The 21691-nt window shown below is 66.7% G+C and carries 22 protein-coding genes; 9 read left to right on the forward strand and 13 right to left on the reverse strand.

Annotated elements, in window-relative coordinates; translation table 11 throughout:
• Positions 1-38: 38 nt before the first annotated feature.
• Entirely contained in the window at positions 39-899 is an 861-nt protein-coding gene (locus tag G7045_RS09555; RefSeq protein ID WP_166159417.1) for a ChbG/HpnK family deacetylase, read from the reverse strand.
• On the opposite strand from G7045_RS09555, the gene G7045_RS09560 reads away from it, so the two are divergent.
• Positions 882-1307, forward strand: a complete 426-nt coding sequence (locus G7045_RS09560; protein WP_166159418.1) for a GtrA family protein — start codon at positions 882-884, stop codon at positions 1305-1307. The two genes, G7045_RS09555 and G7045_RS09560, sit on opposite strands and share 18 nt — an antisense overlap.
• On the opposite strand, the gene G7045_RS09565 is transcribed toward G7045_RS09560, so the two are convergent.
• Genes G7045_RS09565 through hda form a run of 6 tightly spaced genes read right to left on the reverse strand, consistent with a single transcriptional unit; the run spans position 1273 to position 7296 of the window.
• Complete coding sequence (locus tag G7045_RS09565; RefSeq protein ID WP_166159419.1) at positions 1273-2823, reverse strand: glycosyltransferase family 39 protein; 1551 nt, start codon at positions 2821-2823, stop codon at positions 1273-1275. The genes G7045_RS09560 and G7045_RS09565 overlap by 35 nt on opposite strands.
• Positions 2820-3800, reverse strand: a complete 981-nt coding sequence (locus tag G7045_RS09570; RefSeq protein ID WP_240919202.1) for a glycosyltransferase family 2 protein — start codon at positions 3798-3800, stop codon at positions 2820-2822. The genes G7045_RS09565 and G7045_RS09570 overlap by 4 nt, the downstream gene beginning before the upstream one ends.
• A gap of 59 nt (positions 3801-3859) precedes the next feature.
• The gene (gene folK / locus G7045_RS09575) at positions 3860-4429 is read right to left on the reverse strand and encodes a 2-amino-4-hydroxy-6-hydroxymethyldihydropteridine diphosphokinase (protein WP_166159420.1); all 570 of its coding nucleotides are present in this window, start codon (positions 4427-4429) and stop codon (positions 3860-3862) included.
• On the reverse strand, positions 4353-5897 hold the full coding sequence (pcnB, locus tag G7045_RS09580) for a polynucleotide adenylyltransferase PcnB (RefSeq protein ID WP_166159421.1): 1545 nt from the start codon (positions 5895-5897) through the stop codon (positions 4353-4355). Before pcnB ends, folK begins: the two co-directional genes overlap by 77 nt.
• Positions 5894-6601, reverse strand: a complete 708-nt coding sequence (locus G7045_RS09585; RefSeq protein ID WP_166159422.1) for an HAD family phosphatase — start codon at positions 6599-6601, stop codon at positions 5894-5896. Before G7045_RS09585 ends, pcnB begins: the two co-directional genes overlap by 4 nt.
• The gene (hda, locus tag G7045_RS09590; protein ID WP_166160421.1) at positions 6598-7296 is read right to left on the reverse strand and encodes a DnaA regulatory inactivator Hda; all 699 of its coding nucleotides are present in this window, start codon (positions 7294-7296) and stop codon (positions 6598-6600) included. Before hda ends, G7045_RS09585 begins: the two co-directional genes overlap by 4 nt.
• Positions 7297-7491: 195 nt before the next feature.
• On the opposite strand from hda, the gene purM reads away from it, so the two are divergent.
• From purM to G7045_RS09605, 3 genes are all read left to right on the forward strand, one after another.
• A complete protein-coding gene (gene purM, locus G7045_RS09595; protein WP_166159423.1) occupies positions 7492-8532 on the forward strand; it encodes a phosphoribosylformylglycinamidine cyclo-ligase in 1041 nt (346 codons plus the stop codon).
• 5 nt (positions 8533-8537) lie between these two features.
• Positions 8538-9572 (forward strand): AI-2E family transporter, encoded by a 1035-nt coding sequence (locus G7045_RS09600; protein ID WP_166159424.1) that lies wholly within the window; start codon positions 8538-8540, stop codon positions 9570-9572.
• Positions 9573-9651: 79 nt separating this feature from the next.
• Positions 9652-10041, forward strand: coding sequence for a universal stress protein (locus tag G7045_RS09605; RefSeq protein ID WP_166159425.1), 390 nt, complete (start codon positions 9652-9654; stop codon positions 10039-10041).
• On the opposite strand, the gene G7045_RS09610 is transcribed toward G7045_RS09605, so the two are convergent.
• Entirely contained in the window at positions 10028-10876 is an 849-nt protein-coding gene (locus tag G7045_RS09610) for a SirB1 family protein (RefSeq protein ID WP_166159426.1), read from the reverse strand. The two genes, G7045_RS09605 and G7045_RS09610, sit on opposite strands and share 14 nt — an antisense overlap.
• Before the next feature lie 32 nt (positions 10877-10908).
• Positions 10909-12474: a murein biosynthesis integral membrane protein MurJ gene (murJ, locus tag G7045_RS09615; RefSeq protein WP_166159427.1), complete on the reverse strand. Its 1566-nt coding sequence runs from the start codon at positions 12472-12474 to the stop codon at positions 10909-10911.
• A 96-nt stretch (positions 12475-12570) separates the two neighbouring features.
• Here murJ and rpsT point away from each other — a divergent pair, with 96 nt between their 5' ends.
• Entirely contained in the window at positions 12571-12870 is a 300-nt protein-coding gene (gene rpsT / locus G7045_RS09620; protein WP_166159428.1) for a 30S ribosomal protein S20, read from the forward strand.
• 131 nt (positions 12871-13001) lie between these two features.
• Here the strand turns inward: rpsT and G7045_RS09625 are convergent, their stop codons facing one another.
• A complete protein-coding gene (locus tag G7045_RS09625; RefSeq protein WP_166159429.1) occupies positions 13002-13313 on the reverse strand; it encodes a DUF3579 domain-containing protein in 312 nt (103 codons plus the stop codon).
• Between the two features lie 208 nt (positions 13314-13521).
• On the opposite strand from G7045_RS09625, the gene G7045_RS09630 reads away from it, so the two are divergent.
• The 3 genes from G7045_RS09630 to G7045_RS09640 all read left to right on the forward strand — a co-directional run bounded on the left by G7045_RS09630 (position 13522) and on the right by G7045_RS09640 (position 16178).
• Complete coding sequence (locus G7045_RS09630; RefSeq protein WP_166159430.1) at positions 13522-14718, forward strand: aspartate aminotransferase family protein; 1197 nt, start codon at positions 13522-13524, stop codon at positions 14716-14718.
• A gap of 25 nt (positions 14719-14743) precedes the next feature.
• Complete coding sequence (gene argF / locus G7045_RS09635; protein ID WP_166159431.1) at positions 14744-15667, forward strand: ornithine carbamoyltransferase; 924 nt, start codon at positions 14744-14746, stop codon at positions 15665-15667.
• A gap of 163 nt (positions 15668-15830) precedes the next feature.
• Positions 15831-16178, forward strand: coding sequence for a YkgJ family cysteine cluster protein (locus G7045_RS09640; RefSeq protein WP_166159432.1), 348 nt, complete (start codon positions 15831-15833; stop codon positions 16176-16178).
• 18 nt (positions 16179-16196) lie between these two features.
• On the opposite strand, the gene tesB is transcribed toward G7045_RS09640, so the two are convergent.
• Positions 16197-17066 (reverse strand): acyl-CoA thioesterase II, encoded by an 870-nt coding sequence (gene tesB, locus G7045_RS09645; RefSeq protein ID WP_166159433.1) that lies wholly within the window; start codon positions 17064-17066, stop codon positions 16197-16199.
• Between the two features lie 91 nt (positions 17067-17157).
• Between tesB and G7045_RS09650 the strand changes: the two genes are divergently transcribed.
• Positions 17158-17466, forward strand: coding sequence for a YkgJ family cysteine cluster protein (locus tag G7045_RS09650; RefSeq protein ID WP_166159434.1), 309 nt, complete (start codon positions 17158-17160; stop codon positions 17464-17466).
• A gap of 55 nt (positions 17467-17521) precedes the next feature.
• On the opposite strand, the gene G7045_RS09655 is transcribed toward G7045_RS09650, so the two are convergent.
• Together G7045_RS09655 and G7045_RS09660 are read right to left on the reverse strand one after the other, a co-directional pair.
• Positions 17522-18706 (reverse strand): FAD-dependent monooxygenase, encoded by a 1185-nt coding sequence (locus G7045_RS09655; RefSeq protein ID WP_166159435.1) that lies wholly within the window; start codon positions 18704-18706, stop codon positions 17522-17524.
• Between the two features lie 39 nt (positions 18707-18745).
• Positions 18746-21649: an aconitate hydratase gene (locus tag G7045_RS09660; RefSeq protein ID WP_166159436.1), complete on the reverse strand. Its 2904-nt coding sequence runs from the start codon at positions 21647-21649 to the stop codon at positions 18746-18748.
• Positions 21650-21691: the final 42 nt, after the last annotated feature.

Consider the following 21691-nt stretch of genomic DNA (forward strand, 5'->3'; position numbering starts at 1 on the left):
AATGCCGCTTACGCTTGTGCAGCAAGCGCGAGCAGCTATTATTTTAATAGCAAATCAAGCGGCTGCAAGCGCACTTTGGCAGCGGCGAGCAGGGCAGAAAAATCGCTGCCCGCCAGCACCTGCAGCTCGGCCTGGCGCGCGCCGGCGAGCGCATCGGGCACCTGGCTCTCTTGGCTGGGGTGGCACATCAGCACATCGCCCGGCTGCGCTGCCTGCAGCCAGCGCTGCAGGCGCTGGCGGTAGCCGTCGGCGCCGCCGGTGAAGTCGTACACCCCCAGCAGGCAACGGTTTTGCGCCAGCCCCTGGCGCCGCGCCAGCGCGGCCAGGCGGCGCCCGCCCAGGCCGGCGATGACGGCGCTTTTGAAGGCGGTGCGCGCGTCGCCGTGGGCAGCGTAGGGCGCGCTGCGCGTGCTGCGCAGCCACAGCCCGCCTTGCGGGCAGCGGCGCGCGATCTCCGCCAGCAGCAGCGTGCGCACCAGCGGCAGCTGGTGCACGTGCTGGTGGCCATCGACATAGGCCGGTGCCCGCCCCAGGGCCTGCTCGAAGGCGTCGAACTGGGCCGCGATCTCGCGCGATAGCGCCACGCGGTCGATCTGCCCCAGGTAGGCCCGGGCAAGCAGACGTGGCAGCGGCGAGCGCAGCTGCGAATCGAGCGTGCATTCGGTCAAATCCAGGTGCAGGCCGACCTCCAGCCGCGTGGCATCCAAGGCGCGCAGCTGCGCCGCGCCCTCGGCCCAGGCCGGGCCGCCCACCATGGCCGAGGTGGCCTGCACCCGGCCCAAGGCCGCCAGCTGCAGCACCGCAGCGTTGACCCCGGCGTGCAGGCCAAAGTCGTCCACACACAGGCTGATGGCGCGCCAGCTGCTATCCTCGCCCGCCTCATGCACCGTCGTCGTCATTCACATCCTCCTTTTGCGCCCCGGCACCAGCACGGGCGCGTGGCCTGGTTCATCGTTGTGGGCTGCGCCGCCGCTGCCGTGCACTGGAGCGTGGCCACAGCCAGCGTCGCCCTGGCGGGCCTGGCACCGCTGCAGGCCAACGTAATCGGTTGGCTGGTGGCTTTTGTGGTGTCGTTCAGCGGCCACCATTTTTTGAGCTTTCGCGGCCACGGCAATGCCCTGGGGCGCGCGGCGCTGCGCTTTTTTGCCATCTCGGCAGGCGGCTTTGCCGTCAACGAGGCCCTGTACGCCCTGCTGCTGCACTGGACGCGCGCGCGCTACGACCTGCTGCTGGCGCTGGTGCTGGTGGCGGTGGCCGGCGCCACCTACCTGCTCAGCCGCCATTGGGCGTTTTTGCGCAATCCCTAGCCGCATCCACGCGCACCAGGGTGGTGCCGTGGCTCGTCAGCACCGGCATGGCCTGCGCCAGCACCGGGTAGCGCGCCAGCTCGGCCGGTTCGGCCAGCACCCAGCTGCGCGGCGCGGCGCACAGCGCAGCCTCAAAATCCTCGGGCCGCAGCAACAGGCGCTGACCGGCGCCGGGGTTGAAGTCGGCCGCGTCATCGAGCTCTTTGCGCCAGTTGTCGCGCGCCTTGGCCTCGGGATTGCGCCAGTGGCTCACCACATGGACGGGCTGGCGCAGCTGGGCATAAAACGGCAGGTCGTACAGGTACTCGTCGAGCATGTACACGGGCTCATTGTCCTGGTGCTCGGCGCGCAGCACCAGCGCCAGCGGGCGGCTCGAATAATCGGTGTGCAGCGTCAGCCAGAGCACGGCGGCCAGGCCCAGCGCAGCGCTCAGGGCGGCACAGGCACGCCAGGCGTTGCGGCGCGCGCGCGTACCCGCCAGCAGCGCACTGGCGTCTGCCATGAGCCAGGCCAGCGGTGGCACGGCAGGCAGCACGTAGCCCACGAGTTTGGATTTGGGAATGGAGAAAAACAGCAGCACGCTGGCCACAGCGACCAGCATGGCCAGGCGCACCGCCGCCTCGGGGCTGCCCTCGGTCTGCACCCAGTAGCGGCGCGTGAGCAGGCGCGCGCTCCACAGCAGGCAGGGCAGGCTCAGCAAGGCCAGCACGGCGGGGTAGAACCACAGCGGCATGGCGTTGTTGAAGCCACCGACGGAAAAGCGCTGGAAATGCTGCACCACAAAGAAGTAGTGCAAGAAACCATCGAAGCGCTGCTGCATGGCGATGTACCAGGGCCCGGCAATGAGCAAAAACAGCAGCGCCCCCGGCAGCGAGAACAAGGCCAGCAGCGTGCGCCAGCGCCCACGCAGCAGCAGCCACAGGCCGATACACAGCGCCGGGATGACAAAGCCGATCAGCCCCTTGGCCAGCACGCCAAGCCCGGCCAGGGCGTAGCCCAGCCAGAGCCAGCGGCGATAGGCCAGGCCCTGCTCAAAGCACAGCGCAGCGTGCGCCAGCGCCAGCCAGGTGGCGGTGATGCAGCCGGCCACCAGCATGTCCAGGTTGGCAAACTGCCCACCCACCAGCCACAGCGGCTGCACCAGCAGCACCCACAGCGCGCGCCGCGCCGCAGCCGACCCGCCCCAGCGGCGTGCAAACAGGTACAGCGCCCAGGCGCCCAGCGTGGCGCCACACAGGGCACCAGCACGCCCGGCGACCTCGACCAGGCCAAAGAGCCACAGCGCGGCCCCCGAGAGCCAATAGAAAAGCGGCGGCTTGTGAAAGAACGGCAAGCCGTTGAGCGTGGGCGTGAGCCAATCGCCCGAGCGCAGCATCTCCCAGGCGACGCCGGCGTAGCGGCCTTCGTCGGGCACCATGAGCGGGCGCAGCCAGGCGCTGGCGAGCAGCCAGGCGGCGATCAGCACCAGGGCGGTGAGCGCGTCGCGCGCTGGCGATGGAGGCGGCGCGGCGCTCATGTCCGATCCTGCAGACCCTGGCCCAGCTCGCGCTTGACGAGGTACAGCGGGCGGCACTTGACCTCCTCGTAGATGCGCCCGACATACTCGGCCACCACCCCCAGCGACACCAGCTGGATGCCGACAAACAACATCAGGCTGACGACGATGGTGGTCCAGCCACTGACATCGTGGCCGTGCAGCCAGTAGGCCAGCGTCAGGTAGGCGCCGTAGCCAAACGACGCCAGCGCCAACACAAAGCCCAGGCCGATCACGGCGCGCAGCGGCCACAGCGAGAAGGCCGTCAGGCCATCGATGCCAAAACGGATCAGGCGCCGCTTGCTGAAATGGGTATGGCCGTGCGCGCGCTCCTGCGGCAGATAGGGCACGGCCACCGATTCAAAACCGACCCAGGCGTACAGCCCCTTCATGAAGCGGTTGCGCTCGGGCAATGCCAGCAGGGCCCGCACCACCTGGCGATCCATGAGGCGAAAGTCGCCCGCACCCGGCGGCATCCGAAAACGCTCGCTGCCATTGATGAGGCCATAAAACCAGTTGGTGCCCACGCGCTTGAAGGCGCTCTCGGCCTCGCGGTGCTCGCGCACGGCGTACACCACGTCGGCACCGGCGCTCCAGTGGCGCACGAAGGTGTCGAGCAGGGCCGGCGGGTGCTGCATGTCCGAGTCCATCAGCACCACCACCTGGCCGTGCGCTGCCTGCAGGCCGGCGGTGAGTGCCGCCTCCTTGCCAAAGTTGCGTGACAGCAGCACGCCACGCACGCCCGACTCCTGCGTCCAGACGGGCATCCGCCCCGCCGTGGCGTCGCTGCTGCCGTCATCGACGAGCACGATCTCCCAGCGCGGCGCCAGGCGTGCGAGCTGCGCGCGCAGCAGCGGCAGCAGCTCTTCGAGGTTCTCGGCCTCGTTGTAGCAGGGCACGACGCAAGAGATCGACTCCAGGGTGCGCAAAGCGCCAGGCGCCAAGGTGGTGGAATTCACAAACAATACTCCCAGCCCCACGCGGGGCTGTGCGAACAAAATCGGGGCAGGCCCCGATGCTAAGCCAAGCCGTCCCAGGCCCCCAGGCATTCGATGCGCTGCGCGGCCACCGCCTGCAGCTGCGCCGCGCTGGCCCAGCACGGTCGCAGCTCGGCCAGCGGCAGCAGCACGAAGGCACGCTCATACAGCCGGGGGTGCGGCACGGTGAGCTGCGGCAGGTCGATGCGCTCCTCGCCCCACAGCAACACATCCAGGTCGAGCGTGCGCGGGGCGTTGCGGTAGGGGCGCTCGCGTCCGGCGGCCTGCTCGATCGCCTGCAACGCCTGCAACAGCGCCAGCGGCGCCAGCGTGGTTTGCAGCTGGGCGACGGCGTTGTAATAGTCGGGCCCGCCAGCATCGACCGGGGCACTGCGGTACAGGCGCGAACAGCGCTGCAGCTGCGTTCCAGGCAACATCCCCAGGGCCTGCACGGCAGCCGCCAGGGCCGCAGGCGCATCGCCCAGATTCGCGCCCAGGCCGATCCAGGCGGTGTGCACGGTGCTGGCGCCCACCTCAGTCGCCCTGAGGCGCGGCGCCCGCACCAGCAGGCTTGCGCCGACGGCGGCGGCGCTTTTTGGGGGCCGCAGCATCGGCGTCTTCCTCGGGCTCGTCTGCAGGCGTGGGGGCTGCTGCCTTGGGCGGGCGCGGCGCCGGAGCCGCCTTGCGCGGCTGCGCGCGCTGCGCCTGGCGCAGCTCCTCGCGCACCTGCGCCAGCATGTCCTCGCGCCGGCCGTCATCGGTCAGGGAGAACTCCTGCCACCACTCGACCAGCTCCTCGCTCACTTCGCCCACATCGGCGCGCAGGCGGAGAAAGTCAAAACCCGCACGGAAACGAATATGCGCCACCATACCCAAGGGCTGGCTGCCCGAGCGCTTGTCAAAACGCGGCTGCATGACCCAGATTTCGCGCATGTCGGCGGCGAGTTTGCCGCGCCCGGAGATGTCGCCAATGCGCTGGTCGAAGACTTCGTCGATGGCCTCTTGCAGCGCCGGGAAGGAATGCTCGCCCCGGGCCAGGCGCTGCTGCCAGCCGGCCTGCACGTCCTGCCAGAGCACGCAGGCGAGCAAGAAGCTCGGCGCCACGGCCTTGCCCTCGCCCACGCGGCGGTCGGTGTCTTGCAGCACGGCGCGCACCAGCGGCTGATCGGCCCGCTGCACGACCACGTCAAGAAGCGGATAAATGCCTTTTTCAAGCCCGAGTTTTTTCAGCTGCGCCACCGAGGCCAGGGCATGACCGGTTTGCAGCAGCTTGAGCATTTCGTCGAACAGGCGGCTTTGCGGCACTTCCTGCAGGAGGTGCTCGCTGGCCACCAGGGGCTTGGCGGTTTTCGGCTCCAGCCCAAAGCCCAGGTGCGAGAGCTTGGCCGCAAAGCGCACGGCACGGATGATGCGCACCGGGTCTTCGCGGTAGCGCGTGGCGGCGTCGCCGATCATGCGCAGCACGCGTTTTTTGGCGTCCTCTATGCCCTTGTGGTAATCGACCACGACCTGGGTGTGCGGGTCGTAGTACATGGCGTTGACGGTGAAGTCGCGCCGCGCCGCATCCTGGTCCTGCGGGCCCCAGACGTTGTCGCGCAGCACGCGGCCGCTGGCATCGACGGCGTGGCGCACGCCGGCCAGTTCGGCCTTGGCGGTGCGCTCGTTGCCGCTGACCTGCTCGGCAGCGCTGTTGTCGAGGTAGGCGCGGAAGGTCGAGACTTCGATCACCTCGTGCTCGCGCCCCCGGCCATGCACCACGTGCACGATGCGAAAACGCTTGCCGATGATGAAGGCGCGCCGAAACAAGCCCTTGACCTGCTCGGGCGTGGCGTTGGTGGCCACGTCGAAATCTTTGGGGCGCAGGCCCAGCAGCAGGTCGCGCACGGCGCCGCCGACGATGTAGGCGGCAAAGCCTGCCTCCTGCAGCGTGCGCACCACATCCAGGGCGCGGCGATCGACCAGCTCGGGGTTGATGCCGTGCACGCTGGCGGGCACCTCCACGCGCTTGCCAAAACGCGGCTTGCGCGCGCCCGTGCCTTCGGCCTTGCCGAGCAGTTTGTCGATAATTTTTTTGATCATGGGTGGGGGGAAAACAAATCCAGAATCTCCCAGCCGCGCGCCTGCGCCAAAGTGCGCAGGCGGGCATCGGGGTTGGTGGCGACGGGGCGGTTGACCTTCTCCAGCAGCGGTACGTCGTTCATCGAGTCGCTATAAAAAGTGCTGTGCACCGTCTCCCAGGCAAGGCCGCGTGCGGCCAGCCAGGCGTCCATGCGGCGCACCTTGCCCTCGCGCATGGTGGCTTCGCCCAGGATGTCGCCGGTGAACCAGCCGCTGGCATCGCGCACCAGCTGCAGCGCCAGCAACTCCTCCACGCCCAGGGCCTGGGCAATCGGCGTGGTCACGAATTCGTTGGTGGCGGTGATGATGACGACGGTGTCGCCCGCTGCGCGGTGCTCGGCCAGCAGGGCGCGGGCCTCGGAGCGGATGGCGGGTGCGATCACCTCGCGCATGAAACGCTGGTGCGCCTGCGCCGCTGCCTCGGGGCCGCGCTCGCGCACGGCCTCGGTGGCAAAGCGCACGTAGTCGGGCACGTTGAGCCGGCCGGCCTGGTAATCCGCATAGAACTGGGCGTTGCGCCGGCCAAACTCGGCGGCGTCACGCCAGCCCAGGCGGATGGTGAATTCGCCCCATTCATAGTCCGAATCGAGCGGCAGCAAGGTGTGGTCGAGGTCGAAAAGAGCCAGGCGCGGGCGGCCGCTCGGGGTTGCGACAGGCGCGGTCATTCGGTCTCCAGCATGGTTTTGAGCAGGGGAATGGTGAGCGCACGCTGGGTGCGCAGGGCAAAGCTGTCGAGCTGGTCAAGCAACTGCATCAGGCTGCCCAGATCGCGCGAGAAGCGCCGCAGCATGTAGTCCATGACCTCGTCGCCCAGGAATACGCCGCGCGCATCGGCCTCCTGGCGCAGCACGGCGCGGCGTTCGGCCTCGTCGAGCAGACGCAGCTGGAACACATGGCCCCAGCCCAGGCGCGAGCGCAAATCGTCGCGCAGCGGCAAATCCGCCGGTGGCATGGCCCCCGCCGCCAGCACCCAGCGCACCGTGCCTTCGGCGGGGTTGAGGGCGTTGATGAACCAGTTGAAGGCCAGCGCCTGCTGCTGGCTGTCATACAAATCGACCTCATCGAGCAAGACCGCCGACCAGCTATCGTCAAACGGCGTCAGGTGCTCGGTCGAGGCATCCATCCAGCCGACCCGCAGGCCCTGCTCCCGCAGCGCCTCGTGCACGGCCTTGAGCAAATGCGTTTTGCCGCTGCCCGATTCCCCCCACAAATACACCGGCACCGGCGCACGCAAGGCGCCGCCCTGGCCGCCCTCCAGGGCCGACCGCAAATGCTGCAGCGCGGCCGTGTTGGGGCCGGGATAAAACCGCTCCAGCGTCGGCACCGGGGTCAGGCCGATGTCCAGCGCCAGCTGTTTCATATGGCTCATATCGGGGTGAACAGGGGAAAGATGGGAGAGAGAAGAAAAAGCCGCTCTGGGGCCAGCCCAGGCATGGAAAGCGGTGATTTTACTGAGACTGCACCATGCGCCAGACCCACAGCCCTGAAGGACTCTGGCCCAAGCCTCTAAAATCACGCGTTTTGCCGATCGGCCCACGACGCACTTCTTACAGCCATGAGCTCCTCTGCCTCCACTCCCATTTCCTACAAAGACGCTGGCGTTGACATCGACGCTGGCGACGCGCTGGTCGAGCGCATCAAGCCGCTGGCCAAAAAAACCCTGCGCGACGGCGTGATGGCCGGCATTGGCGGCTTTGGCGCCCTGTTTGAAGTCCCCAAGAAATACCAGGAGCCGGTACTGGTCAGCGGCACCGACGGTGTGGGCACCAAGCTCAAGCTCGCTTTTGAGTGGAACATGCACGACACCGTCGGCATCGACCTGGTGGCCATGAGCGTCAACGACGTGCTGGTGCAAGGCGCCGAGCCGCTGTTTTTCCTCGACTACTTCGCCTGCGGCAAGCTCGATGTCGATACCGCCGCCGCCGTCGTCGGCGGCATTGCCAAGGGCTGCGAACTCTCGGGCTGCGCCCTGATTGGCGGCGAAACCGCCGAGATGCCCGGCATGTACCCGGCGGGCGAATACGACCTGGCCGGCTTTGCCGTGGGCGCAGTCGAAAAATCCAAAATCCTGACCGGCCAGACGGTGCAGGCCGGCGACGTGGTGCTGGGCCTGGCTTCGAGCGGCGTGCATTCCAACGGCTTTAGCCTGGTGCGCAAGTGCATCGAGCGCGCCGGCAGCAGCGCCCCGGCCCAGCTCGACGGCAAGCCGTTCAAGCAAGCCATCATGGAGCCCACGCGCCTGTACGTGAAGAACGTGCTGGCGGCGCTGGCGCAGCACCCCATCAAGGCGCTGGCGCACATCACCGGCGGCGGCCTGCTGGAGAACATTCCGCGCGTGCTGCCCGAGGGCACTGCCGCCCACCTGCAAAAGGGCAGCTGGCCGCAGACCGAGCTCTTTGCCTGGCTGCAAAAAACCGCCGGCATCGACGACATCGAGATGAACCGCACTTTCAACAACGGCATCGGCATGGTCGTCGTCGTGCCCGCTGAGGCCGCCGAAGCCACGGCCGCCACCCTGAGCGCCCTGGGCGAGCAGGTGTACCGCATTGGCGCCATCGCCGCACGCGGCACGGGCGCAGCCGTCGTCGTCGCCTAAAACCCATGCAACCCCTGGCGCAGACCACGCGCGGCGTCCAGATCGCCAGTTATCTGCTGATGGCAGCCATGCTGCTGCTGATCATGACGCGCGGCCTGCTGCCGGGCCTGCTCTCGGCCTGCATCGGCTTTCTGGGCACACGTTGGTTGGCGCCGCGACTGGTACACCTGCGGCGCCGGCTGCCGGGGAAAAAGGGATTACAGCGCTCGGGCCAGGTGCTGGCCGCCACCTTGGTGGTGCTGGCGCCGCTGCTGCTGCTGGCCTTGGCGCTATCACATTCGCGCTCGTACATCGTCTCTGCCCCAGCGCAGTACCGCGAGCTGCTCGATTTCATGGCACGCACCGTGCTGGAGTTGCGCGACAAGCTACCTGTCGAAGTGGCGGCCCAGCTGCCCGAGGGTGCCGCCGACATCCAACGCACCCTGGCTGCCTACCTGGCCGCTAAGGCCGGCATGTTGGCCACGGCCGGGCGTGCCTGGCTCAGTGGCCTGTTGCACGCCTATGTCGGCCTGCTCATTGGTGCCCTGGCAGCAGTACGCCACCTGGGGCCAGCGCGCAAGCCACTGGTGCAGGCGCTGGTGCAGCGCATTCGCCACCTGGGCGAAGCGTTTCGCCAAATCGTGGCCGCGCAGTTCTGGATCGCCGCCTTCAATACCTTGCTGACGGCTATTTTTCTGCTGTTGCTGTTGCCACTGTGGCAGCTGGAGCTGCCCTACACCCCGGCGCTCATAACCCTCACCTTTCTGGCTGGGCTGATTCCCATCGTTGGCAACCTGCTGTGCAACGTGGTCATTACCATCGTCGGCCTCTCGGTCTCACCCATGGCGGCGCTGGCCTGCCTGGGTTTTTTAGTACTGATCCATAAGGCCGAATACGTCATCAACGCCAAAGTGGTGGGGCGGCGCACACATATTGGCGTGTGGGAGCTGCTGGCCGTGATGTTCACCGCCGAGGCGGTTTTTGGCCCTGCTGGGCTGGTGGCTGCGCCCCTGTTATATGCCTACCTGAAAAAGGAATTGCAGGCCGTACATCTGGTGTGAGGCCACTGTTTTTCTCGGTATGCTGCGAGGCAAGCGCAAACCGCTTATTCCCTCTCACCATCACAGCAGGAAGACAGTTATGACCATTCTCGTCGCCTATGTGGCCCGCCCAGAAGGCCAGGCCGCGCTGGACAAAGCCATTGAAGTTGCCACCCGCCGCAGCGAGCGGCTGATCGTTGTCAACGCCGCCCCCGGCGGCAGCCAGGATGACACCATCGTCAACGGCTACGAGGTCGAGCGCGTCGAAGAGCGCCTGACCCACCTGCCCATCCAGGCCGAATTCAAACAATTTGTGCGCGGCAACAGCACGCTCGACGAAATCCTGAACCTGATTGAGGCCGAGCACATCACGTTGCTGGTCATCGGCCTGCGCAAGCGCACCGCCGTCGGCAAGCTGCTACTGGGCAGTATGGCGCAAGAAATTCTGATGAGCGCACCCTGCCCGGTGCTGTCCGTCAAGGCGCCTTGAGCGCACCCAGGCGCTGCACCAGCGCCTGCACCTCGGGCCCCTGCGGCACATGGGCGAGGTAGTTTTCCAGATCGGCCACGGCCTGCGGATAGTGACCACATTCGGCGTGCACCAGCCCCCGGTCGCGCCACTCGTCCCAGGCTTGGGGCTGGAGCACGATGAGCCGATCGAGCACCGCCAGCAAGCGCGCATCGTCGCGCTGCGCCTGATGGATTTCTTTCAGGTTGCGCAACATGCGCGCCAGAATCTCGCGCTGGCTGGCCGGCTGCAGGTACAGCTCCAGCGGCAGCGCTTCTTGCTCTCCCTGCCAGCCGTGGCGACGTAAAAACGGCTCGATCTGATCGAGCAAAGCCTGGCGCGAGAGCGATTGCCCAGTCAGCGGATCGAGCAACACCTGCCCCTGCGGCAGCAGCACCTTGACGAGAAAATGCCCCGGGAAGGCCACGCCCCGCACCGGCAGCTCGATGGCCTGCGCCAACTCCTGCCACAGCACCGCCAGCGACACCGGAATACCCCGGCGCGTGTGCAGCACGGCGTGCAGGTAGCTGTTGTCGGGGTCGTAGTAGTCGTTGCTGTTACCGCCAAAGCCCAGCTCGGCGTAGAAAAAATGGTTCAGCAGCTGCAGGCGCTGCAGGGCAGCGGCATCGGCCGGCAGGCGCCGGCGCAAGCGCAGCTGCAGCTGATCGACATCTGCAAGCACTTGCTGCACATCGAGATCGGGGTATTCGTCCTGCCCCAGGCAGGCCACGGCTTCGAGCAGCGGCAGCTGCTCATCGCTGTGCACCAGCGCCGCAAAATATTCCAGCGCGGAAGGGATTGCATAACTCCAGGCCATGGACTCGGTTGTACGGCAGTGCCCGGGCGGCGTCAACGGCGCAAGCACTGGCGCAGCTGCAGCCCTGCAGCCCACAGGGCGCCAAAGTACACCAGGGCCGCCGTGGCCAAAATACCGGCAAGCAAGGCGATGCGCCAAGCCGCCTGGGCGCGCAGGGCAATCCAGTCGAAATGCTGCGCCGCCCACAGCAACCACAGCGCCAGGAGCACGCTCGCCGCCAGCACCTGCAGGGCAAAACGCCCCCAGCCCGGCTGCGGCTGGTAGCTGCCCCGGCGCAGCAATCCCACGAGCAGCCACAGGGCGTTGACCAGCGCCGCCAGCCCGATAGACAAGGCCAGCCCCACGTGCTGCACCCAAGGCACGAGCAGCACGTTGAGCAACTGGGTGATCACGAGCACGACGATGGCGATGCGCACCGGGGTGCGAATATCCTGGCTGGCGTAATAACCCGGCGCCAACACCTTGATGGCCACCAGCCCGAGCAGGCCAACGCCGTAGCCAGCCAGGGCACTGGCAATCTGCCCGACATCGCTATTGCGCAGCGCGCCGTAGTGAAACAGCGTCGCCACCAGGGGCTCGGCCAAAGTCAGCAGGCCCACGGCGCAGGGCACGGCCAGCAGCACGACGATGCGCAGCCCCCAATCGAGCATGGCGGAATAGCGCGCGGCGTCGCCCGCCGCCTTGGCGGCTGCCAGCTGCGGCGTCAGCACCACGCCCAGGGCCACGCCCAGCAGCGCGGTCGGGAACTCCATCAGCCGGTCGGCGTAGAACAGCCAGGTCACGCTGCCCGGCGCCAGGTACGAGGCGATTTGCGTGTTGATCATGAGCGACAACTGGGCCACGCCCACGCCCAGCAATGCGGGCGCCATCAACTGAAGAATGCGGCGCACGCCCTCCTGCTGATAAGCACTACGCAGCGCCGCCCACGACAGGCCGACGCGCGGCAACAGCCCCAGGCGCCGCAACACCGGCAGCTGCACCGCCAGCTGCAACAGGCCGCCGAGCATGACGCCTCCCGCCATGGCGTAAATCGGTTCGATGCCGCGCGCCGCCAGCTGCGGCGCCCCAAGCCAGGCGGCGGCAATCATGCTCAGATTGAGCAGCACCGGCGTCGCCGCCGGCACAACGAAATGGCGCCAGGTGTTGAGCACCCCGGCCGCCAGCGCCACCAACGACATGAAGCCGATGTAGGGAAACATCCAGCGCGTCATGAGCACCGCCGCCTGGTAGCTATCGGGCGCGTGGCGCAGGCCGCTGGCCAGCAGCCAGACCAGCAGCGGCGCCCCCAGCACACCGGCAATGCAGGTCACCAGCAGCGCCCAGGCGAGCACGGTGGCGACGCTGTCGATCAAGGCCTTGGTGGCCTCCTCGCCCTGCTGCGCGCGCGCGCTGGCCAGCACCGGCACGAACGCCTGGCTGAAAGCACCCTCGGCAAACAGGCGCCGAAACAGATTGGGAATGCGAAAGGCGACGTTGAAAGCGTCGGTCAGGGCATTGGCGCCAAACATGGACGCCATAAGCAAATCACGCACCAGCCCCGTGATACGCGAGGCCAGGGTCAGAAGCGAAACGGTGGAGGCGGCTTTGAACAGTGACACGGGCGCCGAGTGTATGCGATGTGCATAAAAATACACGGCAGGCTATAATGCTCGGCTTTGCTGACAACATCCTCAGACACTTAAGGAATATTCAAAATGGCATCTGCAAAGCCCAAGAAAAAGAACCCCCGCCTGGCATCGGGCCGCAAGCGCGCGCGCCAAGGCGTCAAGCTCAACGCTGCGAACACCTCGCTGCGTTCCAAATACCGCACCGCCGTCAAGAACGTTGAAAAAGCGATCCTGACCGGCGACAAGACCAAGGCGACCGAACTGTTCGCCAAGGCCCAGTCCGTGCTCGACACCATTGCCGACAAGGGCATCTTCCACAAGAACAAGGCCGCTCGCGACAAGAGCCGCCTGTCCGCCAAGGTCAAGGCCCTGGCCGTCGCCGCCTGATTCACCTCAGGCAAACCGCACGGGTGGCCCCGGCCACCTGCCGTTTGTAACGGGTGCGCTGTCAGCAAAGCAAAAAACCGCCTCTGGCGGTTTTTTTGTGCCTGGCGCCAGGACAAAAACCCCGACGCACCTCAAGCGTCGGGCAGCAGACAGGCTTCGACCACTTGCAAGTGGTTGTCGCGGGCGAAGTTGAGGACGAAATCCCAGGCCATGGGCTCGTAATCGTGCAAATCACGGTGCACGACCACGCACTTGATGCCGCCCATGGTGGTTGGAATGCACCAGGGCGAGTAACTCAGGTGGCTGCCCGGCTGCGCGCCGCCGGGGCGGAACTGGCTCATCACCCCGGCCAGGCGTTCGGCCCAATCGCTGGGGCGGAAGGTGCGACCCTCCAGGGTCACGCCCTGGATAAAAACTTCTTTGGTGTCGGGTTGTATCGCCATGCAGCTTGCCGTGTCCTGGTGAGGGCGCCGGCAGGATCGTCTGCTGGGGCGCAAAACCCGCTGATTTTAACTCTTGTACAAGAGTTGCCTCTCTAATCCCATGCCATGCAAGCTCATTGCGCATGATGGCATCGCACTGGCGCAGCAGTGGCTGTGCGGCCTCTAGAATGGATCCTCTTTTTTTGACCCGCTTTGGAGATCTTGCCCAATGACCGCCTGCATCCCGGCTGCCTCGCCCCACGTGATGAACACCTATGGCCGCGTGCCGATCGCACTGGAGCGCGGCCTGGGCTGCCGCGTATGGGACGTCAACGGCAAGGAGTACCTGGATGCGCTCGGCGGCATTGCCGTCAACACCCTGGGGCACAACCACCCCCGACTGGTGCCAGCGCTGCAGGAGCAGATCGCCAAGCTGATCCACTGCTCCAACTACTACCACATCCCCGGCCAGGAGCAGCTCGCCGCCGAGCTGGTGCGGCTCTCGGGCATGGAGCGGGTGTTCTTCTGCAACTCGGGGCTGGAGGCGAACGAGGCTGCGCTCAAGATCGCGCGCAAGTTTGGCGTGGACAAGGGCATTGCCAAGCCCGAGATCGTGGTCTACGAAAAAGCCTTCCATGGCCGCTCGATCGCCACCATGTCGGCCACCGCCAACCCCAAAATCCACAGCGGCTTTGGGCCGCTGGTCGAGGGCTTCATCCGCGTGCCGGCCAACGACATCGACGCCATCCGCCGCGCCACCGAGGGCAACCCGAACGTGGTCGCCGTGTTCTTTGAAACCATCCAGGGCGAAGGCGGCATCAACCCCATGCGCGCCGACTACCTGCGCCAACTGCGCGCGCTGTGCGACGAGCGCGACTGGCTGATGATGATCGACGAGGTGCAATGCGGCCTGGGCCGCACCGGCAAGTGGTTTGCCTACCAGTGGGCCGACATCGTGCCCGACGTCATGCCCCTGGCCAAGGGCCTGGGCTCGGGCGTGCCGATTGGCGCCGTCGTCGCCGGTCCCAAGGCGGCCAACGTGCTGCAGCCGGGCAACCACGGCACCACCTTTGGCGGCAACCCGCTGGCCATGCGCGCCGGCGTGGAAACCCTGCGCATCATGCAAGAAGACGGCCTGCTGGCCCATGCCGCAGCGGTGGGCGCGCACCTGAAGGCCGCACTCGAGCGCGAGCTCGGCAGCATGGCCGGCGTGGTCGAGGTGCGCGGCCAGGGCCTGATGCTGGGCGTGGAGCTCGACCGCCCCTGCGGCGAACTCATAGGCCAGGCGGCCGCCGCCGGCCTGCTGCTGAGCGTGACGGCCGATCGCGTCATCCGCCTGGTGCCGCCGCTGATCCTGAGCACCGCCGAAGCCGACGAAATCGTCGCCCGCCTCAAACCCCTGGTGCAAGCGCTGCTCGCTGCCTGAGCCCCTCCCTCACAAAGTCCCGACCATGAAGCATTACCTGCAGTTTGCTGATTTTTCTGCCGACGAATACGCCTACCTGTTCGAGCGCGCCGCCCTCATCAAGCACCGCTTCAAAACCTACGAAAAGTACCAGCCGCTGACCGACCGCACCCTGGCCATGATTTTCGAGAAAGCGAGCACGCGCACACGCGTCTCTTTCGAGGCCGGGATGTACCAGATGGGCGGCTCCGTCGTGCACCTGACCACGGGCGACAGCCAGCTCGGGCGCGCCGAGCCGATCGAGGACAGCGCGCGCGTCATCAGCCGCATGACCGACATCGTCATGATCCGCACCTTCGAGCAGGCCAAGATCGAGCGCTTTGCCCAGTACTCGCGCGTGCCCGTCATCAACGGCCTGACGAACGAATTCCACCCCTGCCAGATCCTCGCTGACCTGTTCACCTACATCGAGCACCGGGGCAGCATTGCCGGCAAAACCGTGGCCTGGGTAGGCGACGGCAACAACATGGCCAACACCTGGCTGCAGGCGGCCAGCATCCTGGGCTTTACGGTGCACGTGAGCACCCCCAGCGGCTACGAAATTGATGAAAAATTGGCCGCTGGCGCAGGCGCAATAAGCGCTAGCAGCTATAAATTTTATAGCAATCCGATGGATGCCTGCCGGGGCGCCGACCTGGTCACCACCGACGTCTGGACCAGCATGGGCTACGAAGCCGAGAACGAGGCGCGCAAGACCGCGTTTGCCGACTGGTGCGTGAACGAAGCCATGATGGCCGTGGCCGCACCCGACGCCCTGTTCATGCACTGCCTGCCCGCGCACCGGGGCGAGGAGGTGATGGCCGAGGTCATCGACGGCCCGCAATCGGTCGTCTGGGACGAGGCCGAGAACCGGATGCACGTGCAAAAAGCGCTCATGGAATACCTGCTGCTGGGCCGCATCGCGCAATGACCGACGCCTACCGCCACCACATGATGCGCCCGCCGCATCGCTGGGCACGCCCTCCCGCCTGACCGCGCCCAGGGGCTTGACCGTGGGCGCGTGCCCTTGTGTCCGCAGCCCCCCTGTTTCACGCCTCTGGCGTTTCTTCGGGCTGCGCAGCCAGCCCGAAGCCATGTCCAACGACGCCACCCACCCCTGCCTGACCTGCGGTGCCTGCTGCCACCAATACCGCGTTGAATTTTCCGTCTATGAACTCGCCAGCACGGGCGCCAGCGTGCCCGACGCCCTGGCGCACGAAGTCTCTGGCAACCGCTGGCGCATGAACGGCACGGCGCAGCACCCGGTGCGCTGCGCCGCACTGATCGGGCGCTGCGGCGAGCAATCCATTTGCAGTATTTACGAGCAGCGCCCCAGCGCCTGCCGCAGCTTTGCCATGGGCGATGAGCGCTGCGCCCAGGCGCGCCAGGCCCACGGCTTGGCACCCGTGGATCCGGCCTGGCTCTACCCCGAGGCCGCCTGACGCTCTAACGCCTGACGCTTAACGCCAGTCCTCGCGCAAGCGCGTGAGCCCTTCTTGCGCCACCGAGGCCACGAGCTGGCCGGCGCGGTTGTAGATGCTGCCGCGCGCAAAGCCGCGCGCGTTGCCCGACCAGGGGCTGTCCATGGCGTAGAGCAGCCAGTCGTCCATGCGCAGGTCGGCATGAATCCACAGCGCATGATCGAGGCTCGCCACCTGCATGAATTTCTGGAACACCGAAACGCCATGCGGCTGCATGGCGGTGGTCAGCAGGTTGAAATCGCTGGCGTAGGCGAGCAGGAATTTGTGCAGCTGCGGCTCGTCGGGCAGGCTGCCGGCGGCGCGGAACCACACGTACTTGACCGGCTCGCAGGGCTGGGGCGCAAAGGGATTGAGCACCGTCACCGGGCGGATCTCGATCGGCTTGTCGCTCACCGCGCGCTCGCGCAGGCGCTCGGGAATTTGCGCCGCCACCAGGCGCGCGAGCTCGGTCTCGGAGGCCAGGCCCTCGGGCCCTGGCACCTCGGGCATGGTCGGCTGGTGCGAAAAACCTTCTTCCCGGTTTTGGAACGACATCGAGCAGGTAAAAATCTGCTGGCCTTTCTGGATCGCCGTCACGCGCCGGGTGGTGAAACTGCCACCATCGCGCACACGCTCGACCTGGTAGATCAGCGGCAGGCTGGCGTCCCCCGGGCGCAGGAAATAGCCGTGCAGGGAGTGCACCTGGCGCTCCGGCGCCACCGTCTGGCTGGCCGCCGAGACGCACTGGCCGAGCACCTGGCCGCCAAAGAGCTGGCGAAAGCCCAGATCCTGGCTGCGCCCACGGAACAGGTTTTCTTCGATCGGCTCCAGGCTCAGCAGGGCCACCAGGTCATCTAGCACTTGGGTCATCAGCATCTCTCCAATATCTCTCGGGCGCGCGATTATGCCGCGCGCCCAGGAGCGGCGCACAATGCGCAGCTTTTGCCATTGCCAGCCTGCCATGAGCCACCCCTGCCTGTCCTGCGGCGCCTGCTGCGCGAGCTTTCGCGTCGATTTCTCCGTCCATGAAACCCAGGAAATGGGCGGTGACGTGCCCGATGGCCTGGCCATGCCCGTCACCGACAGCCTGCGCCGCCTGCGCGGCACCGACCACGTGCCGCCGCGCTGCGCTGCCCTCAGCGGCCGCCTGGGCCAGCAAGTGGCCTGCGGCATTTACGAATGGCGCCCCTCGCCTTGCCGCGAGTTCGAGGCCGGCAGCGACGCCTGCCAACGCGCCCGGCGCCGCCACGGGCTGGCGCAATTGGAGTAAAAACCGGCTCTAGCGCTTACCAGGCAAGCGTGAGTAGCTCTGTTTTTAATAGCATTCACGCCGCATACAACCACGGCTTGTCAAGCAGGCGTGCGCCCAGCAGGCGCAGGCTGGCGTCGCGTGCCCAGCGCAGCGGCCCCTGGGCGTGGAAGATGCGGCCGTTGCGCTCGGACTGGGCTTGCACGCGCGCGTTGCGCTGCCAGCGGTTGAGGGCGTAGCGGCGCAGGCGCAGGCCCAGCTCCAGGTCGTGCATGGAGAGCGCGCTTTGCAGCTCCACCGCATCCTCGATCGCCATGCCCGCGCCCTGCGCCATGTAGGGGCGCATGGGGTGGGCGGCGTCGCCGATCAGGGCCACCAGGCCGCGCGCCATCTGCGCCGGCGACTGCAGCGGTGGCCGATCGGCCAGCGGCCACAGGCGCCAGCCGCTGCCGGCCTCGGGCACGCCGCGCACCGCATCCTGCAAGGCGCTGCAGGTGCCGGCCAGGGCGGCTTCGAGGTCGGCGGCGTTGGCGCTGTGATCCCAATCGTCGAGATCGGCCGGCGCCGGGCCTTCGATGATGGCCACCAGGTTCTGCAGCGCGCCGCCGCGCAGCGGGTACTGCACCACGTGCAGGCGCGGCCCGAGCCAGGCCGTGACTTCCTGCGTGCGCAGGCGCTCGGGCAGCGCCGCCTGCGGCACAACGACGCGGTACGCCAGGTGGCCGGTGCTGCGCGGCGCGGCTGCACCCAACATCTGGCTGCGCACCTGGCTGCGCAGGCCATCGGCGCCGATCAGGGCGTCGCCCTCGATGATTTTCTTGCCGCCCGCGCGCACCGTGATGGCGCCATCGGCCTCGCGGTAGCTGTCAATCGGGTGCTCCAGGTTCAGGTGCACCTCCCCCTCTTGCTGCACGGCGGCGAGCAAGAGGGCGTGCAAATCCGCACGGTGGATGGTGGCGTAGGCGCCGCCGTAGCGCCGCACCGCCTGCGCCCCCAGGGGCAGCTGCGCCAGTTCAGCGCCACTCAAGGCGCAGCGCACGCGCAGGCGCGGCGGAAAAGCGGCCACCGCCTGCAACGGCTGCTGCAAACCCCAAGCCTGCAGGCGGCGCACCACATTGGGCCCGAGCTGCACGCCGGCGCCGACTTCGCTAAAAACCGCTGTGCGCTCGAACAAACGCACCTCACACCCCGCACGGGCCGCGCCAAGGCCCGCCGCCAGCCCGGCAATACCGCCGCCGGCAATCAATACCTGCTTTTTCATGGGGCGCGATTGTGCCGCGCCAGCGGCCTGCGCTCGGGCTTACGCCGCCAAAAGCTGACGCAAAACGTAGGGCAGGATGCCGCCGGCGCGGTAGTAGTCGGTCTCGATCGGGGTGTCGATGCGCAGGCGCAGCGCCACCTGCTGCACACGGCCATCGGCGTGGGTGATGCGCAGCTGCGCCTGGCTTTGGGGCGCCAGGGCCCGGTCCAAGGCCAGGTCAATGTGCTCGCTGCCCGTCAAGCCCAGCGACTGCCAGCTGTCCTGGCCCAGGAACTGCAGCGGCAACACGCCCATGCCCACCAGGTTGGAGCGGTGAATGCGCTCAAAACTGCGTGCAATCACGGCACGGATACCCAGCAGCTGCGTGCCCTTGGCCGCCCAGTCGCGGCTGGAGCCCGTGCCGTATTCCTCGCCGGCAAAAATCACCGTCGGCGTGCCCTCTGCCATGTAGCGCGTGGCGGCGTCGAAGATGGTGAGTTTTTCGCCCTGCAGCGGGCCGTCGCCCTGGTACAGGGTGACGCCGCCCTCCTCGCGCGTGCCGTCGGCGTGGGGCGCGAGCATGAGGTTTTTGATGCGTACGTTGGCAAAAGTGCCGCGCACCATGACCTCGTGCTGCCCCCGGCGCGAGCCGTAGCTGTTGAAATCGAGCCGGGCCACACCCTGAGCGCGCAGCCACTGGCCAGCGGGCGAGCTTTCTTTGATGGCGCCGGCGGGCGAGATGTGGTCGGTGGTGATGGAGTCACCAAACAGCGCCATGATGCGCGCACCGCGCAATACTTCCAGGCTTTTTGGCCCTGTAGCGCTTTGTGGATCAGCGCTAGCAGCTACAGAATTGATAGTGAAATTGGCAAAAAACGGCGGCTCTGCAATATAGGTGCTCGCCGGCCAGGGGTAGGTCTGGCCGCTGGCGCCCTGGATTTTTTCCCACAGCGCGCCCGGCTCCTGGCGGATTTTGGCGTAGTTGTCACGAAACGCCTGGCCGTTCATGGCGTACTGCATCAGCGCGGCTACCTCGTCGCTGCTGGGCCAAATGTCGCGCAGATACACCGGCTGGCCCTGCGCGCCCAGCCCCAGGGGCTCGCTGGTGAGGTCTTTGCGCACGTTGCCCGCCAAGGCGTAGGCCACGACCAGCGGCGGGCTGGCCAAGAAGTTGGCCTTGATGTTGGGGTGAATGCGGGCCTCAAAATTTCGGTTGCCCGAGAGCACGGCGGCGCACACCAGGTCATGCGCAGCAATGGCCTCGTTGATCGGTGCGGCCAGGTCGCCCGAGTTGCCTATGCAGGTGGTGCAACCATAGCCGGCGACGGTGAAACCGAGTTGCTCCAGATACGGCAACAGCCCGGTTTGGCTCAGGTATTGGGTGACCACGCGCGAGCCCGGGGCGAGCGAGGTTTTGATGTGCGGTTGCACCTTGAGTCCGGCCTGCACCGCCTTTTTGGCCAGCAAGCCCGCCGCCAGCAACACGCTGGGGTTGGAGGTGTTGGTGCAGCTGGTGATGGCGGCAATGAGCACATCGCCATGGCCAATGCTGGGGTGCGCGTTCTTGCCGTGCAGGGGCGCGTTCACGTGCTGCAGCTCCAGGCGTGGTTTGTTGTGCACCATTTCAGCCTCGCTGCGCGCCGCGCCTTCGGTGGCGGGCAGCTCGGGCGGGGCGGCGCCATCGAGGGCGCTGGCGGCCAGGGGGTAGCGCTCATCGAGGCGCTCGGGGGCGAGCTTGAAGCCGCCACTTTCCACCGGCGCCGAAAACAGGTGCGTGAACTGGGCCTTCATCTGCCCCAGATCAATCCGGTCTTGCGGGCGCTTGGGGCCCGCCAGGCTGGGGCTGACGCTGCCCAGATCGAGCTGCAGCACCTGCGAATAGTCAATCTCCCCGGCCTGCGGTGCACCAAACATTTGCTGCGCCTTGAAATAGGCGGCAAACGCCTCGATCTCCGCCGCGCTGCGGCCCGTGCCCTGGAAGTATTCAATGGTTTTTTCATCCACTGGGAAAAAGCCCAGCGTGGCGCCATATTCAGGCGCCATATTGCCCATGGTGGCGCGGTCGGGCAGCGACAGTGTGCGCAGACCGGGGCCAAAAAATTCAACAAATTTGCCCACCACCTTGTGCCGGCGCAAAAGCTCGGTCACGGTCAGCACCAAATCGGTGGCGGTCACGCCCTCGCGCAGCTGGCCGGTAAATTCCAGGCCCACGACATCGGGCGTGAGGAAATACAGGGGCTGGCCGAGCATGGCCGATTCGGCCTCGATACCACCCACCCCCCAGCCGACGACGCCAATGCCGTTAATCATGGTGGTGTGGCTGTCGGTGCCGACCAGGGTATCGGGGTAATACACGCCAGCACCATCTTGGTGCACACCACGCGCCAAATACTCCAGATTGACCTGGTGCACGATGCCAAAACCCGGGGGCACGACCCCAAATGTTTGAAATGCCTGCATCCCCCATTTCATGAACTCGTAGCGCTCGCGGTTGCGCTGGAATTCGAGCTGCATGTTCTGCACCAGGGCATTTTTGGTGCCGTAGTGATCGACCATGATGGAGTGATCGACCACCAAATCCACCGGCACCAGCGGCTCGATTTTTCGCGGATTCGCCCCCAACCGCTGCGCCGCACTGCGCATGGCGGCCAAATCGGCCAAGAGCGGCACGCCGGTAAAGTCTTGCAAAATCACCCGCGCCAGCATGAAGGGGATTTCTTCGGTGCGCGGCGCCTGCGCTTGCCACTGGGCCAGCTGCTGCACATGCGCGGGGGTGACTTTGCCGCCTCCGCAATGGCGCAGCACCGATTCGAGCACGATGCGCAGCGACCAGGGCATACGCCCAATGGCCGGAAACGCCTCGGCCAGCAACGGCAGCGAATAAAACTGGCCACTGCGCCCGTCCGGCAAAGCCAGGGGCTGCAGCGTGTGGGCGAAGGGGTGGGGGGCGTTGGGTGTTGGCATCGGGGACTCCTTGGAGGAAATGCCCGGCCATTCTGGGCAGGC

It is taken from the genome of Acidovorax sp. HDW3 (assembly GCF_011303755.1).
Lineage (GTDB): Bacteria > Pseudomonadota > Gammaproteobacteria > Burkholderiales > Burkholderiaceae_C > Paenacidovorax.

Bases quoted from the DNA above. Each gene is read 5' to 3' on its own strand.
- G7045_RS09650 (WP_166159434.1), top strand. From the start codon at position 17,158: ATGAGCCACCCCTGCCTGTCCTGCGGCGCCTGCTGCGCGAGCTTTCGC.
- G7045_RS09605 (WP_166159425.1), top strand. From the start codon at position 9,652: ATGACCATTCTCGTCGCCTATGTGGCCCGCCCAGAAGGCCAGGCCGCG.
- purM (WP_166159423.1), top strand. From the start codon at position 7,492: ATGAGCTCCTCTGCCTCCACTCCCATTTCCTACAAAGACGCTGGCGTT.
- G7045_RS09555 (WP_166159417.1), bottom strand. From the start codon at position 899: ATGACGACGACGGTGCATGAGGCGGGCGAGGATAGCAGCTGGCGCGCC.
- G7045_RS09625 (WP_166159429.1), bottom strand. From the start codon at position 13,313: ATGGCGATACAACCCGACACCAAAGAAGTTTTTATCCAGGGCGTGACC.
- G7045_RS09640 (WP_166159432.1), top strand. From the start codon at position 15,831: ATGTCCAACGACGCCACCCACCCCTGCCTGACCTGCGGTGCCTGCTGC.
- G7045_RS09610 (WP_166159426.1), bottom strand. From the start codon at position 10,876: ATGGCCTGGAGTTATGCAATCCCTTCCGCGCTGGAATATTTTGCGGCG.
- G7045_RS09655 (WP_166159435.1), bottom strand. From the start codon at position 18,706: ATGAAAAAGCAGGTATTGATTGCCGGCGGCGGTATTGCCGGGCTGGCG.
- pcnB (WP_166159421.1), bottom strand. From the start codon at position 5,897: ATGATCAAAAAAATTATCGACAAACTGCTCGGCAAGGCCGAAGGCACG.
- G7045_RS09660 (WP_166159436.1), bottom strand. From the start codon at position 21,649: ATGCCAACACCCAACGCCCCCCACCCCTTCGCCCACACGCTGCAGCCC.
- argF (WP_166159431.1), top strand. From the start codon at position 14,744: ATGAAGCATTACCTGCAGTTTGCTGATTTTTCTGCCGACGAATACGCC.
- rpsT (WP_166159428.1), top strand. From the start codon at position 12,571: ATGGCATCTGCAAAGCCCAAGAAAAAGAACCCCCGCCTGGCATCGGGC.
- tesB (WP_166159433.1), bottom strand. From the start codon at position 17,066: ATGACCCAAGTGCTAGATGACCTGGTGGCCCTGCTGAGCCTGGAGCCG.
- G7045_RS09585 (WP_166159422.1), bottom strand. From the start codon at position 6,601: ATGACCGCGCCTGTCGCAACCCCGAGCGGCCGCCCGCGCCTGGCTCTT.
- G7045_RS09600 (WP_166159424.1), top strand. From the start codon at position 8,538: ATGCAACCCCTGGCGCAGACCACGCGCGGCGTCCAGATCGCCAGTTAT.
- hda (WP_166160421.1), bottom strand. From the start codon at position 7,296: ATGAAACAGCTGGCGCTGGACATCGGCCTGACCCCGGTGCCGACGCTG.
- G7045_RS09630 (WP_166159430.1), top strand. From the start codon at position 13,522: ATGACCGCCTGCATCCCGGCTGCCTCGCCCCACGTGATGAACACCTAT.
- folK (WP_166159420.1), bottom strand. From the start codon at position 4,429: ATGCTGCGGCCCCCAAAAAGCGCCGCCGCCGTCGGCGCAAGCCTGCTG.
- G7045_RS09565 (WP_166159419.1), bottom strand. From the start codon at position 2,823: ATGAGCGCCGCGCCGCCTCCATCGCCAGCGCGCGACGCGCTCACCGCC.
- G7045_RS09560 (WP_166159418.1), top strand. From the start codon at position 882: ATGCACCGTCGTCGTCATTCACATCCTCCTTTTGCGCCCCGGCACCAG.